This window comes from Fulvivirga sediminis (genome assembly GCF_016757215.1).
Classification (GTDB): domain Bacteria; phylum Bacteroidota; class Bacteroidia; order Cytophagales; family Cyclobacteriaceae; genus Fulvivirga; species Fulvivirga sediminis.
On sequence record NZ_JAESIY010000014.1, the window covers coordinates 54,132 to 70,877 of the forward strand.

At 37.3% G+C, this 16,746-nt stretch carries 14 protein-coding genes, 1 tRNA gene and 1 pseudogene; 4 read left to right on the top strand and 12 right to left on the bottom strand.

Going from position 1 to position 16,746, the window contains the following annotated elements:
• From JL102_RS20775 to JL102_RS20820, 10 genes are all read right to left on the bottom strand, one after another.
• Nucleotides 1-468: a chemotaxis protein CheD gene (locus JL102_RS20775; RefSeq protein WP_202246393.1), complete on the bottom strand. Its 468-nt coding sequence runs from the start codon at nt 466-468 to the stop codon at nt 1-3.
• Nucleotides 468-1,349, bottom strand: a complete 882-nt coding sequence (locus JL102_RS20780; protein WP_202246394.1) for a sensor histidine kinase — start codon at nt 1,347-1,349, stop codon at nt 468-470. Before JL102_RS20780 ends, JL102_RS20775 begins: the two co-directional genes overlap by 1 nt.
• Nucleotides 1,350-1,355: 6 nt before the next feature.
• A complete protein-coding gene (locus JL102_RS20785; protein WP_202246395.1) occupies nt 1,356-3,377 on the bottom strand; it encodes a chemotaxis protein CheA in 2,022 nt (673 codons plus the stop codon).
• Nucleotides 3,378-3,380: 3 nt separating this feature from the next.
• The gene (locus JL102_RS20790) at nt 3,381-3,749 is read right to left on the bottom strand and encodes a response regulator (RefSeq protein ID WP_202246396.1); all 369 of its coding nucleotides are present in this window, start codon (nt 3,747-3,749) and stop codon (nt 3,381-3,383) included.
• 22 nt (nt 3,750-3,771) lie between these two features.
• Nucleotides 3,772-4,074 (bottom strand): STAS domain-containing protein, encoded by a 303-nt coding sequence (locus JL102_RS20795; protein WP_202246397.1) that lies wholly within the window; start codon nt 4,072-4,074, stop codon nt 3,772-3,774.
• Between the two features lie 4 nt (nt 4,075-4,078).
• Entirely contained in the window at nt 4,079-4,615 is a 537-nt protein-coding gene (locus JL102_RS20800) for a hypothetical protein (protein ID WP_202246398.1), read from the bottom strand.
• A gap of 668 nt (nt 4,616-5,283) precedes the next feature.
• On the bottom strand, nt 5,284-6,006 hold the full coding sequence (gene pgl / locus JL102_RS20805; protein ID WP_202246399.1) for a 6-phosphogluconolactonase: 723 nt from the start codon (nt 6,004-6,006) through the stop codon (nt 5,284-5,286).
• Between the two features lie 13 nt (nt 6,007-6,019).
• Nucleotides 6,020-7,519: a glucose-6-phosphate dehydrogenase gene (gene zwf, locus JL102_RS20810; RefSeq protein ID WP_202246400.1), complete on the bottom strand. Its 1,500-nt coding sequence runs from the start codon at nt 7,517-7,519 to the stop codon at nt 6,020-6,022.
• 41 nt (nt 7,520-7,560) lie between these two features.
• Complete coding sequence (gene gndA, locus JL102_RS20815) at nt 7,561-8,970, bottom strand: NADP-dependent phosphogluconate dehydrogenase (protein WP_202246401.1); 1,410 nt, start codon at nt 8,968-8,970, stop codon at nt 7,561-7,563.
• Nucleotides 8,967-9,470, bottom strand: a complete 504-nt coding sequence (locus tag JL102_RS20820; protein WP_233778231.1) for an RpiB/LacA/LacB family sugar-phosphate isomerase — start codon at nt 9,468-9,470, stop codon at nt 8,967-8,969. Before JL102_RS20820 ends, gndA begins: the two co-directional genes overlap by 4 nt.
• Nucleotides 9,471-9,746: 276 nt before the next feature.
• Between JL102_RS20820 and JL102_RS20825 the strand changes: the two genes are divergently transcribed.
• Nucleotides 9,747-9,817 (top strand) — tRNA-Cys (locus tag JL102_RS20825).
• A 78-nt stretch (nt 9,818-9,895) separates the two neighbouring features.
• Here the strand turns inward: JL102_RS20825 and JL102_RS20830 are convergent.
• Nucleotides 9,896-10,183 (bottom strand): annotated as a pseudogene (locus JL102_RS20830) (ankyrin repeat domain-containing protein); the annotation flags it as partial.
• 104 nt (nt 10,184-10,287) lie between these two features.
• On the bottom strand, nt 10,288-12,039 hold the full coding sequence (locus JL102_RS20835) for a hypothetical protein (RefSeq protein ID WP_202246403.1): 1,752 nt from the start codon (nt 12,037-12,039) through the stop codon (nt 10,288-10,290).
• A gap of 176 nt (nt 12,040-12,215) precedes the next feature.
• Here JL102_RS20835 and JL102_RS20840 point away from each other — a divergent pair, with 176 nt between their 5' ends.
• The 3 genes from JL102_RS20840 (at nt 12,216) to JL102_RS20850 (ending at nt 16,746) form a co-directional block, all read left to right on the top strand.
• The gene (locus tag JL102_RS20840; protein ID WP_202246404.1) at nt 12,216-13,481 is read left to right on the top strand and encodes a porin; all 1,266 of its coding nucleotides are present in this window, start codon (nt 12,216-12,218) and stop codon (nt 13,479-13,481) included.
• Nucleotides 13,482-13,658: 177 nt separating this feature from the next.
• Nucleotides 13,659-14,027: a DUF1801 domain-containing protein gene (locus JL102_RS20845; RefSeq protein WP_237390686.1), complete on the top strand. Its 369-nt coding sequence runs from the start codon at nt 13,659-13,661 to the stop codon at nt 14,025-14,027.
• A gap of 304 nt (nt 14,028-14,331) precedes the next feature.
• On the top strand, nt 14,332-16,746 hold the full coding sequence (locus tag JL102_RS20850; RefSeq protein WP_202246405.1) for a TonB-dependent receptor: 2,415 nt from the start codon (nt 14,332-14,334) through the stop codon (nt 16,744-16,746).

The window sequence follows — 16,746 nt, forward strand, 5'->3', positions numbered from 1 at the left end:
TCAATGCTTTACTACATATTTTAAAAGAACTTCACCTGTATTGGTATTAAAAAGAATCCTTCTTCCCTTTTCGCCTCCAACATTAGAAGCAATAATAGGAATTTTGTGTTCCTGCAACACATCTTTAGCTACCTGTATATTATTCTTTGCTATTGAAAAGTTAGTATTTTCTCCATACTGCGATGCACCACCAAAAATCTTAGCTATAAGATTTTCCTTTTTAGCTCCTAAATTCAACATCCTTTTTAAAAGCTTTTCAATAGCAATGTTGCCATATTTAGGAGAGGCCAGCCCTTCCCCTTTCCAAACGGGCATCATATAATGATTTATACCACCAAAATCTTTGACTTTATCAAACAGACACACGGCAACACAAGATCCCAGCACCGTCTGCACTATGGTCGGTTTACGCTCTGCATAGATCGCTGAAGACAGTAAAAAATATTTTTCAGGCTGCTGGGTAGTCATCAGAACACTTCGTCATTACCAAATAAAAACTCATTCCATCCTTCCACTTGTGTATCTATCTCCTCATCGTTTTTAACTGATGGTAATGTAACTGTAAAGACACTTCCTTTTCCCTTGGAACTCTGTATCTCTACCGTACCGCTAAGTAATTCTATAATAGCATGTGTTACTGATAGCCCCAAGCCTTGCCCTCGATGCTGTTTTGTAGTACCATAATCTAACTGATAAAACCTTTCAAAAATCTTTTTTTGATCATTTTCACTTATGCCTATACCCATATCTTTGATATAGACCAATAAGTGATTATCCCTAAGCTCTGCGGATATTTCTATTTGCTGATCCGGCAGGCTATATTCAATGGCGTTAGAATAAATATTAGCAACCATAAGGTGAAACATGGCTACATCAGTGGTAAATGCTATCGGATCATCAGAGTGGACTTCTACTACTTTTAGATTCTTTTCTTTTGCTTTATATTCAAAAGAAGCGATCACATCTTTTATGGTAGAAATAACATTTACCTTACCATACTCAGGCTCTATCATACCTGCTTCTAGCTCCGCAGCCATAAAAATATTACGCATCTGGAATTCAAGATTAAAAGCCTCATTATGAATCAAATAAGCATTCCTTTTTAACTTCTTCATATCCACCTCGTCTGCCTGCATCAGAAAGTCAGATATACCAAGAACAGCTGAAAGCGGGTTAGTAATCTCATTTCGAATGTTTGACAAGAAATTAGACTTCAACCGTTCTGACTGTTTTAACTGCTCTCCCAACCTCTTCACCTCCTGAAACATTTTCTGTTCATCATCAGACGACGAAGCCTTCAACAGCCTATCCCTTAACTCATTAATTAATTCTTCATTCGATAATTTCATAAGCCCCTAATGTTCTAATTTTAATTCTTTTACCATGAGATGCTGGCGAACAAATCTCATCACATCCAATACTAATGCAACGCTTCCATCTCCCAGAATGGTAGCTCCGCTAAATTCATCCTGGCTTTCATAATGCTCTCCCAGCGGCTTCATAGCGGCCTGGTACTGACCAATAATATGATCTACGGTAATACACACCGGAAATTCTTCATAAGTAAGCTTAATGACCTGAGTAATGTCTCCTGAAAAAGCTTGGAACCCAAAACATGCCCTCGTATTTAATACCGGCAGCATACTCCCTTCAAAAACATACTTTTGGCTATCTTCTCCGTCTAATTTGGAAGTATATATTTCATAACATTTATCCACAAAATCTAATGGGATGATATATTTTGTCTCAGCAATCTCGACCAACATACCGTCTATAATAGAAAGAGTAAGTGGGAGTTTGATAGTAATAGAAGTGCCTTCATTGATTTTAGATGCAATAGTTACATCTCCTTTCAAAGCTTCTATTTTTCTCTTCACAACATCCATACCCACACCTCTACCAGAAACATCTGTAATCTCTTCGGCTGTAGAAAAGCCAGGCATAAAAACAAGCTCTAAAGCCTCTTTTTCTGTGAGCTGATCTCCTGAAATTATGAGGCCATTTTGTATAGCCTTTTTCTTAACACTTTCTGGATTAATACCTTGGCCGTCATCTCTTAACTGCACATATACATAAGTGCCAGAATAAAAAGCACTTAACTCTAATTTCCCTACAGGTGACTTACCTTTCTTTACCCTTTCTTCACTTGTCTCAATACCATGGTCTATACTATTTCTTATAATATGAAGAATAGGATCACTTATATTTTCGATTATTGATTTATCAAGTTCCGTTTCAGTACCAGAAGTAATGAATTGCACTTCTTTTCCCAGATCATTGCTAAGATCTCGAACCAATCTCTGAAAGCGGGTAACAAGTACCTGAATAGGCACCAGGCAGATTGAAAAAGCGTTATCCCGAAGTCTACGCGTAATCTTCTCCATATTTTCACCTAGCTCAGTGAGCTCCTCTATGCCTTTTTGCTCTGCTATCAAAGAAATCTGCGCCTGCGTAGTAACCAACTCACTGACCAGATTCATAAGTTCATCAAGCTTATCAGAGGACACCCTAATGCTGCTCTCTGTTTTAGCTATATCTTTTTTACTTTTCTTTATAGATTTCGAACTTTCGTTCAAATGCAATTGAACAATATTTTTTACAGCGTCATATCCCAGTATATCTTCATCAAGCCTTTTTGACTCTAAAGCACTTATCAATGGCTCAAAGTCAAGCAAATCTCCACCACAGATCATTTCTACTTGCAAATCGCATTGATCTTCGGCAAAAATAAAGACATCTTTAATCTCTTCTTTAGGCAGCTCTGTTGATATTAGCACTTCGAACTGAGTATAGCATTTATCTGGCTCTACCTCCTTTAAAACAGGTAGCGAGGTCAAAGACGGCAATACCAAGCATTTCCCCAAGGCAGACAGATCATCAATTAAGTATAAAGGGTTAGTTCCATTAGCGAAAATGCTTTCTTTTGGAGAAACAAGTACATAATAAGTAGCCATGGTAAGGGTGGATTCCGAGCTATCTAATTCTTCTTGCCCATTATCAACCTCACTTCTTAAGGCTTCTATTTTCAGCATTACCTCCTGATGCTTTTTCCTATTATAATCTTCAGACAGCTGCTGATCCATAAGGGAATGCTTCAAATGATCTACAGCTTCAAAAGTCACATCAAGAATATTTCTATTGGCCTTCAGCTCGTTATTTCTTATCTGATCATAAATAGTTTCTAAATGGTGGGTAATAGAACTGATTGTATCAAAACCAAACATACTGCCGCCCCCTTTAAGCGAATGCATAGCCCGAAATATCTCGCTAATGCATTGTTTATCTTCAAAATCATCTTCTAAACGCAACAAAGCTTGCTCGAGATCATCCATAAGCTCTTCAGCCTCTTGCAGAAATGTTTTTTGAAACTTATCCATAGCTTAGCGTATTACTTTTTTCACTATAGCTATCAGTTTTTCTCGAACAAATGGTTTCACAATCCAGCCGGTAGCCCCCACTTCTTTAGCTTTTTCCTTCTTTATAGCCTGAGATTCTGTGGTTAACAAAAGTATGGGTACGGTGCTATATTTTTCATTCGCTCTCACATTTTTAATAAAGTCAATACCATCTAAATTCGGCATATTTAAATCAGTAATTATTAAATCTACCGGCCTACTGGTATTCAGTTTATAGGTCGCATCTTCCCCGTCAAAACTTTTAATCACTGTGTAACCAGCATTTTCAAGTGTCATTTCTACCAGATCTCTGATGCTTTCGGAATCATCTACAATCAAAACTGTTTTACTCATGAATGTATCTATAGTTTATTCTTTAAATGAATAGAGAAGAAAAACCAGTATTCTCAATTAGTTGCCGTTCGGTATCTTCCAAATTAGCCTCCATATGAAAATTAATATTAGAAGACTGACAAGACTTTTTAAAAGCCCATATCATTTGTATTGCGCACAAATCCAACCCTTCCGGCCGCTCCAATACAAGCTCCACATTTTTTTGATAAATGGGCAATTCTGCTAATATTCTCCTTATATCATCTCCAAATCTTAATGTAAGTTCTCCTTGTATTTTAACGATAAGACTTTCATCCTCTTCAAAAACCTGCACTTGTGGCTTCATAATGCTAAAAAAAATCCGGAGTAGAAGCCTTATCTATTCCATTCTTCAAAGAAGCTACAATCTCCTCTGTGGTAACGGCACTATTGTCAAGATACATATCCAGAACTAATCTCTCAGACACAGTTGAATATAACTTATATAGCATATCTCTTTCCTCTTGTATATTTAAAAATTGGTACTTATGACAGTGATCACAAATAATGTCTAAATTTTCCGTCAGGTTCTTGCTGTACATAGTTACTAATTCTATAAACTCCTGGCGAATGGTAAAAGAAGGGTTTATTTTCTCTAGCATACGATTAATGCTCTTCAATTTTTGAATCAAACTCATTACGGCCACTTCCACCTGTAATTTACTGAGACCAAATACGGACCAGTCTTTACCAGCACAGTGTTCATCAATTAGAACAGGGCTTTCCAGGTCTATTCTAGAGTGAATCTGCCTTATATGCTCTACCTTCTGGGTTAATAAATCCAAATATTGTAGCTCTTCCGCTATTCGAAAAATCAAGCAATTATGTTTCTCTTCTCCTCCAAGCATAGAAATATGAATTTTAACATAATTGCACACATATAGGAATTCAGAGCTGGTAACCGTCAACAAATCATTTAGAATAAGGTCTATTTTGCCTAGATGACATCGTACATTCATTTCTTTCTATCTCTTACCCGTTAAACATGTCAAAAATCAAAAATAGGTGCTGATGAAAGGCAATGCTGAAAACGCCTTGTAGTTTATTGATGTAATACCATATTTAGGCACATACACAATAGGAGGCAAAGAAAAATCAGCAAATAGATTATTGCAATTAGGTTAGCAGTAGATTAAAGGCAGTTGGAACCTGTCATAACATTACTTCAGCCTACTTATATCAAAGGATAATTCTATATGCAGGTAGTATATTCACCCATTTAATCACCTCAGATTACATAGCTTGTGTTATTATTTCACTAACACCTTATTTTAATATTAATATACTAAATCTTTCCGAGGTAAACGTCATCAGCTACATTTTTATCTTTTTATTAATTTTTAATATCAGTGGTACGTCTTGACAGTATAAAAACTTTATTTTAATGCCAATAGCTGATTTACTGGAAGGGTAGAAAATTTGCTTTAAGAAGAGCTAATAACTTAAAAAAATCAAATCAAGGCGTGATCTTAGTGCAATAAAAAAGGCTGTCTAAATTTTTAGACAGCCCTTTTGCTTAATGTTTTATCTGCTTCGCTGCAGGCTCATCCAAGTACCAGACCAAGTTCCCTTGCTCAGTGTTGATAAGCTGCGAAGGATACTCTGAAGGTCTATAATCTCCCTCAATTACCGACTTTAAGGTTTCAGCTTTACCTTCTCCAAATGCTCCAAAGAAAATATTTCTGGCCTTATTAATAAAGGGGGCCGTTAAGGTTATGCGATCGGATTTTAGCTCTGCATTATACCCTGTATCTACCCACTTATCTTTTTCATTAATTACCTCTGTGCCAGGGAAAATTGAAGCTGTATGTCCATCTCCTCCCATTCCTAACAGAATTAGATCAAAAGCAGGGTCTTCATTTTTAAAATGCTGCTTCAAAATACGTTCATACTCCTGAGCTCCTTCAGAAGGATTACTTCTCCCATCCATCCTAAAGGTATTATCTTTAGGCAAGGGCACTTTATCTAACAATAAATCAAAGGCCATTTTTGCATTATTGTCCTCATGATCAAACGGCACACACCTTTCATCACCCCAGAAAACAAATGTTTTATCCCATGGAATCTGATCTACGAGCGGCTTCTCTGCAAGAAGCTTATAAAGCACCTTGGGTGAGCTACCCCCGGTTAATGACACATTAAACCGACCTCTTTCCTTTATCGATTGATTAGCAATATTTTTAAATTCTTCAGCCATTGCTTCGCTGGCCTCTTGTTGAGAATTATATACTTTAATCATAAAATCACTTCTTTTAGACATTGAGCCACGAGCGTCCATCTCTTTCTAATAGATCATCAGCCTTTTGAGGGCCCCAAGATCCTGCTGCATAATTAGGGAATTCTTTTTCTTTGTTATTTTCCCAATAGTTCAAAATAGGCATCACTATTTTCCAAGCTGCCTCCACCTGATCAGCTCGCATGAAGAGAGTAGAGTCTCCCTGCATCACATCTAGCAACAGCGTCTCATAAGCCTCTGGTGTCGCTTCGGTAAAAGCATCGTCATAGTCGAAAGTCATTCCTACCTTGTTCAAAGACATCTTTAATCCTGGCTTCTTAGCCTGCATACATAATTTAACACCCATAGAAGGTTGTATATTTATAGTAAGCAAGTTAGGCAAATTAGTTGTAGCCTCACTAGGGAAAAGCTTGTGTGATACAGGCTTAAACTGGATAGTGATAGAAGTATTCTTTTCAGGCATGCTTTTACCCGTTCTCAGGTAGAAAGGCACATCTTTCCATCTCCAGTTATCAAGGTATACTTTCATGGCCGCATAGGTCTCAGTATTAGACTCCTCTGCTGTTCCTTTGGCATCACGATAACCTTCTATTGTTTCTCCCTCTACCACACCTTCAAAGTACTGACCTCTTACGGTATCTTCCTGCACTTTTTCATCAGTAGAGAAAGGTCTTACAGAATGCAGCACATCTACTTTTCTGTTTTGGATTTCATCCGCCTCATACGTAATTGGGGGTTCCATAGCTACCATACAAAGCAACTGAAGCAGGTGATTCTGGATCATATCTCTAAGAGCACCAGATTTATCATAGTAGTTACCTCTATGCTCTACCCCTACGGTTTCAGCTACCGTTATCTGCACACTATCAATGTAATTCCGGTTCCAAAGAGGTTCAAATATGGTGTTCGCAAAACGGAAAGCCATAATATTTTGAACCGTCTCTTTACCTAAATAGTGATCTATTCTGTAAATCTGACTTTCTTTAAAGTGCTCACGCAACTTCTTATTTAAATGCTCTGCAGAATCGTAGTCACGTCCGAAAGGCTTTTCTACTACTATTCGGCTATTTTCAATGCTATTAGCTATTCCTGAAGTATTAATATTTTGAGCAATGGGCTCTATAAACTGAGGAGATACCGAAAGATAGAATATTCTATTGGCCTTAGTACCCCATTTTTCGTCATAGGCATCTAACTCTTCTGCTAGTCCTTTATAAGATTCAGGATTAGTAAAGTCAGCCTTATAATAGGTAATACTGGAAGAAAGCCTCTCCCAGTCTCCATTGCCTCTAAAATCTCTTCTTGAATACTTACTCACTCCATCCTTCAGAATCTCTCTAAGATCATCTGTAGTCCTATCATGGTGACTAACACCAATCATAGCAAAATTATCAGGCAACCAAGAGTCAAGCATCAAGTTATATAATGCAGGCACTAGTTTCCTTTGGCTCAAATCTCCAGACGCACCGAAAATCACTAACACTGTAGAGCCAGGTTTTTTTGTGGATTCAATCATGTTCACAATGAAGAATATTTATATAATGTTAATATCAAAATTTATTTCCAGATGGTATGAAATACACCCTCTTCACCTATTCTCTCATAAGTATGAGCACCAAAGAAATCTCTCTGAGCTTGAATAAGGTTAAGAGGCAGCCATCCGCTTCTATACAAATCAAAATATGAAAGCGATGCCATAGTAGCAGACATAGGTATGCTTGCGTCTACTCCCATTTTCACACAATCTCTAATATCACTTTGGTAAGCATTTAACTTTTTAGCAAGGTCATCATTAACCATTATATTTTTAAGAGAAGCATCAGCTTCAAAAGCCTTACGAAAATCTTCTAACATGGCTGCACGAATAATACATCCTCCCCTCCATATTTTAGCCACTTCAGCTATCTTCACCTCGTAGTTGTATTCATCACTAGCCTTTTTAATCATAGCAAAACCCTGAGCATAGGCTGTTATAAATGCAAACTTCAGTGCATTTTCCACCTTACCTATCACTTCTTCTTTACTTGCATCAAGCTTATATTCTTTAGCAGGGAATATTTCTCCGGCAGCTTCTCTTTCTTCTTTTATGGCTGAAATATCTCTGGCCACCACTGCTAGATCTATGGTAGGCGCGGGTACCTGTAAGTCCATAGCATTTTGAGAAGTCCACTTTCCTGTTCCTTTTGATCTTGCTCTATCAAGTATCTTGTTAAGAATCAATGTTTCTCCATCCTCATCTTTCTTGGCAAAAATCTCAGAAGTAATCTCTATTAGGAAAGAGTTAAGCTCTCCTTTATTCCATTCTGTGAAAACATTTTTCAGCTCCTCATCAGAAAGCCCTGCGCCAGATTTCAGCAAATGGTAAGCCTCAGAAATCAACTGCATTAAGGCATACTCTATACCATTGTGAACCATTTTTACGTAGTTTCCAGCGCTTCGATGACCTATAAAAGTCACGCATGGTTCTCCGTTAACTTTAGCTGCTGCTGCTTCTAAAATGGGCTTAATAAAATCATAAGAAGCGGCACTGCCACCAGGCATAATACTTGGTCCTCTACGAGCTCCTTCTTCACCTCCAGAAATACCTACGCCCATGTAATGAATGCCCTTCTCTGTAAGTGCATCATATCTCCTATTCGTATCAGGAAAGTATGAGTTACCTCCATCCATAAGCAAATCTCCTTTTGACAAAAAAGGAGTTAGCTCAGCGATAACAGAATCTACTGGCGCACCAGCAGGCACCAACATCATAATTTTTCTAGGTGATTTTAATGAAGAAATAAATTCTTCTGCTGAGGTGGTAGCCTTTACATGATCCTTATCGGCTTCTTCCGTCAATGAAGCTACCTTTTCTGTATCTTTATCAAGACCTATTACACTGTAACCACTATCAGCTATATTTAATAATAAGTTTCTTCCCATTACTCCAAGACCTACCATCCCGAAGTCGTAACCTGTATTACTCATTTCTTTAAGTATTTTTCTTCTGTTTGAATTAATTTTTGTAATCTTCTCTCGAACCTTCCTTCGCCAATGTAACTGGCACCTAAAAAGGCGTTGATAATCTCCATTACTAAAGCAGAGCCAATAACTCTACCACCTAGACAAAGTACATTCATATCGTCATGCTCCACGCCCTGATGGGCAGAATATGTTTCCGTGATTAGGGCCGCCCTTACACCGGGTAGCTTGTTAGCAATGATAGAGGCTCCAACACCACTACCACAAATGGCTATTCCTTTATCTACTGTTCCTGCTGAAACAGCCTCAGCTAAAGGCAATATTCTGTCAGGATAATCATCATTATTATCCAAAGCATCTGCCCCAAAATCTTGAATTGTATATTTGTTGGTGATATCTAGGTTAGAGGTAATCAGTTTCTTCAGTTCAAAGCCGCCGTGATCGGCTGCTATTCCAATTTTAAGCATAGCAAAAGTTAGTTCGTTGCTAATTATTATACTCCTCAAAGTAAAAAAAGGTTTTAAAATAAGTAATACACTTCTATTAATTATTTCAATAAGAAAAAGATTCTATAAATCAGATTTAATAATTTGAAATACTACAAAAGCATTTTACTTAGTGCGCATTCACTTGCAGCAAGCGTGATTTAAAATCCAAATTAATTTTATTAACCGCTCTTTTTCAATAGGTTACGATGTATTACATAAAGAATGAATAAATATTTCGACCTAAGGTTGTATGGATATGTGTTTATTTATAGATTTGCACTCCTAAAACAATAAGGCGCTGTGGCCGAGTGGCTAGGCAGAGGTCTGCAAAACCTTGTACAGCGGTTCGAATCCGCTCAGCGCCTCAAGTAATTTTAAAAAGCCTCTGATTATCAGGGGCTTTATTTTTTTATAATCTTTTGTACTTAGTAGCTTACTTATACTCATTTTACATAAACATTTCTGCGGTTTTCCATTAAATCAACAATAGCCAAATCGCTCTGCTCATGACACACCGACTTTGCTAAATCATAAATAGTAGCACCTCCATTATATGAATGATCTATATCGGCCCCATGCTTTAATAGTAAGCTAACAGCTTCTAAGCTAAAAGGGTGATTTTGAAAAGTCAACCTTAAAGGTGTTTCTCCATTTTCAGAAACAGAGTCCACATCAGCACCGGCCCGCAAAAGGCATTTGACCACTGGCACACTCTTCACCCTGGCGGCATAGTGTAAAGGGGTTGATCAAACCGTATTCTAAACATTTTTAATGCAACATCCATTTAGCTACCTCTATAGCAAGCAGAAATTATCAGTGCTTACATTTTAATGCTTTATAATTTTGGGTTGCATACCAAACAAAGCCTATAAATAAAATCACTTTCTAATTTCAATGTCCTTTGCCTATTTTTCTCCTTTTGAAATAGAACCATATACTCTAGATCATTTTCAATATTATTTTCCTCATCATAATTAGCATAGCTATTAATAATATCCTTAATCTCTTCTTCTGATGAAGATTTTAAACTCATTGAGATTTCAGATTTAATACCTGTTTTAAATTCCTCAAAAGCTATAAAAACATCATCTCCCTGATACCCAATAGAAATAATGACAGCCGTTTTACCTTTAGGCATAAGCATCTCTCTTTGTCCATCATTGCCCACATAAAATAGACCTCCACCTTTAGTATTTAGACGATATAGACTTTTAATGGAAGTATAAACCACATAAGAATGAAGCATGTCATATTTTTCTACATTTTGCACTTGAACCTCTAAGCCTTGATATCCCCATTGCTTTGCTATTACTCCCCTATCTATATTTATCCACCCCATTTCTGTCAATTCAAAGCCATAAGTTTCCATTCGATATTTTTCTCTCTGCCGCAGCAATTGCTTATATTCCTTCTCTACCTTCTGAGCCGCTTCATTCTTTGCATTCAGAATTTCGACTACCTCTTCCCGAGCTTTACGCAACTCCGCCTTAACCTTTGCTAAATGTTCGCTATAATAGGATTTCAGCAATTGCGAATACTTTTCAGCTCCTTTCACATTCGTCAACTTCTGTTTTGAATATGCTATAAAAGCTTTACGAAGCTCTATATTTTCCTCTTTTTCTGCCGCCATGCTATCTAAAACCCAAAGATCTTTGTCAAGCCCTTGAATGTAATCTTCTATAATATCATTTCTACATGTTCTAAAAATTAATTGAAGCCTTTCTTCAAACTCTCGTGTAGAAATCAGCGTATTCTGATATTTCTCTGATTTGATAACCCTAATAATTGCAGGGTCTATACTACATGAAAATGAAGAAATCGTATCAGTATCCGCATAATCAAAAAGCTCATCCTCTTTATTTCTATAATACTCCTCATTTTCATCTGTTATCTCCAGCCCTCGGGTAAGCTCTCTTCCATTTGATACTGATAAACTGTAATAGAGACTATCTATCAATTCAGGAGTAGCTACAGAATAATTTCTAAAAGGCATACCAGCCGTTACTTCAGCCTCAAAACCTTCAGGATAAAAATTGAGCGAATTAATGTCTACAGGTATCAGAAAGTTATCCATTTTCTTAGGAGCCTTCCAATCCATATTGCCATATTCATCTCTCTGACCCTGATAAACCATCATTTCTGGCTTTCTTTTATTTGTTGGCACTTGAATGTAGAGCGGATTTTTTTCATTTATAATAAGTGATTCTCCATTTAAAGAAGCATTAAGGTAAAGCATTCCTCCGGACTCTAAGAGCTTACCATTAGATGTGGTGGTAAGGTTTGATTGTAACATCTGATACATAGATAAAGCCTCTGCCAATTCTATTTGAATCATTCCCTGAACAGTTTCTCCATCGGAATTCATAAAACTTCCTTTAGGTACAACCACAAGCGTTCCTCCATCTCCCTCAACAACATTATCTTTTTCTGTGTCTATTTCGAAAAATTGATTTGCCACCATTGTCCTCTCAAAAGGATCTCCTGGATGATATTTTATAGCGTTTTTAAGTCGTGAGGCTTCGTTACTACACTTAACAAATGGCATTATCAATACCATCAACATAAACAGTTTAATTGTTTGTTTCATAAGGCCAACTATTCTCTTTTAGAAGGAGACTCTATATCTATCGATTTGTTACACCTACAAAAATGTAAAGATCTTTTATTCTACAGAAAACTATAATTCTATGTGAGACTACTAATTTACCCCCATTGTTAAAACAGTCATTCACATTAAGTAATTATTACTTATATATTTATTTAATGTTAAGTAACGCTAATATTTATATTTTTGCAGATTTAATGGTTAGTGTAGATTTTATGAGGGGTTTTATTCCATCACTGGTATTATTTTTATCAGTCCTATCTTTCGATATTTTGCAGGCTCAGGGTATTCACAATGACTCTACTGAAAACAAGCCGCCATGGCATATTAATTATGGATCTAAAGGATTTGAATTAAGATCTAATAACAATGCCTATTTGCTTCGGATACAAGGCCGATTGCAATTTCGTTTTGCCACACCTAATGACAGTGACCCTGTTACTTTTAATGACTTTGGATATGATAATACTCCTGCATTCAAAATCAACCGAGCAAGACTTAAGGTAGGCGGTCATGCGTATCAGCCTTGGCTAAAATATTACTGGGAATATGAGCTAGGCAGATCTAACTTGCTAGACTTCAGGATAATGGTAGAAAGATGGAAATGGTTTAATGTAAAGATAGGCCAATGGAAGGTAGAGTTTACTAGAGAAAGACGAATTAGCAGTGGATCTCAGCAAATGGTAGACCGGTCAATATTAAACAGAGCCTTTACTGTAGATCGGCAACAGGGAGTAGAGATATACGGCAGGCTTGATGGAGCCAGCATAGCAGATTTTAACTACTGGGCCGGTGTATTTACAGGAACAGGTAGAGGAACTCAAGAAAATGACGATAAAAACCTCATGTACTTTGGCCGCTTGCAATGGAATGTTACAGGAGAAAATTTAGGATTTAAGAGCAGTGATCTTTCTCTGCATAAAACACCTGAGGCCATTATTGCCTTATCAGCTGTGACTAATAGAAGTTCTTTTACGCGATTTTCTTCTTCAGGGGGTGGTTATTTACAGGGTTTTGAAAATGGTGAGCCTGGTCAGTACAGAATTAACCAGATGAACCTGGAAACCGCTTTTGTATATAGTGGATTCAGCTGGCAATCAGAGCTACATAAAAAAGAAATTATAGATAAACAAAAAAACAGCACTACGACCTTAAAAGGCTTTTACCTACAGGCAGGTTATCTGGCTCACCAATCAATCAAGTGGTGGCCAGAACCATTAGAAATTGCAGTAAGATATTCTAATTACAGACCCAACACCGGTTTAAACACCACTCTTGAAGAGGCATCTTTAGCCATGAATTGGTTTTTTAAAGGGCATAGAAATAAATTATCGATGGAAGTATCTCAGTTTGATATACAAACAAGCGATTACCAAACGGCTGATGAACTACGCTTTAGGGTACAGTGGGATTTATCCTTTTAAATTTCACGGAAGCTCATCGCAATCTTTTCTCATTTTAAGCTGACCAATACTAAAAAAACATACTACACTGATAACCAATAACTTCACATAAAACACTTTACAAATTATTGGTGTTAATGGGTTACTTATAGGTAAACGAAAGTCTATAAATATCAAAACCTAATTAGCACCTAAACCATGCTTCAAGAAATAATTCAAAACTTCTACCTAAGTCAGGAAGAGCCGAATAAGAGCTGCCTTATGGCTCTAAGAGACATCATTTTAAAACAGGATAATAACATATTTGAAACCATGAAATACGGGATGCCCTGCTTCTGCTATAAGAAAAAGGCATTTTGCTATTTATGGACAGATAAAAAAACCAAAGAGCCATATATACTTATGGTTGAAGGAAAATCCTTAAAACACGCAGTATTGGAACAAGGCAATCGCTCAAGGATGAAAATACTAAGAGTAAAATCTACTGAAGACATTCCTGAAAAAATAATCACTACCGTATTGAAGGATGCTTTAGACCTCTACAGAAAAGGAATTATAAAGGCCTAATACAACAAAATTTTCATCGCTTTTATTATCGGTAAGTAGATAATAACAAATCATCCATTGCCCCTCCCTACTTTACAGAAGCAGATAAATGACTCTTGGCCAGCTCAATTAATAGCCAAATGATACGCCATTCTTCTTTTTTCAATTTCCTATTATTACAACTCCCAAATAATCACCCTGGCAATTAATTCACCTTAATCGCAACATTGATTCATATGCAATATAGTTGCATTTAAGAGCCCTCCTTTGTATCCTTGCAACTTAAAGCAACAGTGCTGCATTTAAAATTCTACTTTTTAGCCACATGAGAGGCACCACAATTAAATCTTTATTCATCACCATACACCTTTCACTCTACGTTGTGCTTCTGGCATCTGGCCAAGAAATAACACTAACCGGTTTTATCTATAACCATGAAGGTGAGGCTTTAGAAGGAGCCACAGTTGCCGCTTACCCTGCCAAAACTATTGCTATAACTACGGCCAATGGTAAATTCTCGATTCCTATTAATTCAAAAAAAACAAATACACTAACGGTATCATATGTAGGCTACATTACGAAAGAAATATCACTTTCTTCCCAAGACTTCAAAACACCCATGAATATGCTCCTGCAACCTTCCTTACAAGAACTTCAAGAAGTAACTATAAGCTCCAATATCGATAAACTTGAAAGAAGAGAAGAAGCATTAAATATTGAAACTGTAAACGATGATTTTATAAGAAAGAACATGGGCGGTAGCCTCATGGAGTCTTTGGAAAGGTTACCTGGAGTAAGCAGCATAGGCATAGGCTCAGGTCAATCTAAGCCATTGATACGCGGACTTGGCTTCAATAGGGTATCCGTTATAGATAAAGGCATTAAGCATGAAGCTCAACAATGGGGCGCGGATCATGGTCTGGAAATAGACCAATTTCGAGCCTCCAAAATCAAAATACTTAAAGGCCCTGCTTCATTTATTTACGGATCAGATGCCATAGGCGGAGTAATAGACATACTACCTCCTCCTGCGCCTAAAGAAAACTCCCTTGCCGGAGCAGTAGATATTATCGGCAAAAGCAACAATAATTTACTAGGAGGCTCTTTCAACTTATACGGAAGAGGCCAAGCCCTATTTTTCAACACTCGTATTACTCATCAGAATTATGGAGACTACAAAGTTGCCACTGACAGAGTAAGCGTATACAACGCCCCTGTTATGCTGAATAACCATAAAGTTAGAAATACTGCGGGCAGAGAAACCAATCTACATTTGGATATAGGCTTAATAAAAGATCATATAAAATCCACCTTTTACATCACCAACACGTACAGTAAGAGTGGCTTTTTTGCTAACGCACACGGACTAGAACCTCGGCAGGTAGACCATGAATTACACGACCGCTCTAGCAGAGACATCCTTCACCCTTTCCAGAAAGTCAATCATTTCAAAGTCATTAACTCAAGTGAATTTATATGGTCTGCCAACCATAAACTAATTACAGAAATAGGCTATCAAAATAATTTACGTGAAGAAAGAAGCAATTATGTCAGCCATGGCTACATGCCCGCAACTTATCCCGACAATTTGAATATTGAAGAAGATCTGGAAAGAAAGTTTAATAAAGACATTTTATCTGCCAATTTTCGAGATATACTGTGGCTAGGCAAGCACAACCTCACCATAGGAATCAACTCCGCCCATCAAGATAATAAAATAAGCGGATGGGGCTTTCTTATTCCATCGTTCCAGCAGCTTAATACAGGAACTTATATTTATGATAAATACGAGATCAATAAACAATGGCTACTACATGCCGCCATCCGGTGGGACTACGCCAAAATACAGATAAGGGAATACTATGATTGGTTTGAATCAAAAAACGCTGAAAGCAACTCTGCTCCTATATATATTCAGCGCTCTAGCCATCAATCAAGAGACTTTAATAATCTAACATGGTCAGCAGGAGTCAATTACAACCATGATCAGCTTCAATTAAAGTTTAATATTGGGAAAAGCTTCCGCATGCCAATAGCCAAAGAACTGGGAGCAAACGGCGTCAACTATCACTATTACAGCTATGAAAGAGGTGATATAAATTTAAATCCTGAGCAATCATACCAAGCCGACCTTGGTATGACCTGGACTGCTCCCTCCTGGACATTAGAAGCAACTCCGTTTTTTAACTATTTCCAAAATTATATTTACCTCAATCCCACTGCTGATCATGATTACCTCTATGGAGCAGGCAACCAAGTATTTGAATACACTCAAAGCAAGGTGATGCGCTACGGAGGTGAAGTATCTGCCCATTGGAAATTATATAAAACCATAAGCACAGAAGTAGCTGGTGAATTTGTATATGCTCAACAGCTTAACGGCGAAAAACAAGGATTCTCACTACCTATCTCACCTGCTCCATCAGCACTTTTTTCAATATCCTGGTCGCCAGAAATAAAAAGGCTCAGCAAAACTTCATTTTCAGTTGACTACCGCGTTACAGCAAGGCAAAACAGAATAGTGCCTCCAGAGAAAGAAACACCTGGCTCACAAGTCATTAATCTCAGAGCCAGCACCAGTATTCATTTCGGTCAGCAGCCGCTTTTGGTGAGCTTACAGGCACGTAATCTTTTAAACAGCAAATACTTTAATCATACCAGTTTCTACAGGCTGATTGATATGCCTGAAGCCGGAAGAAATATAATACTATCACTGAACATACCTTTTACAATTAAATAA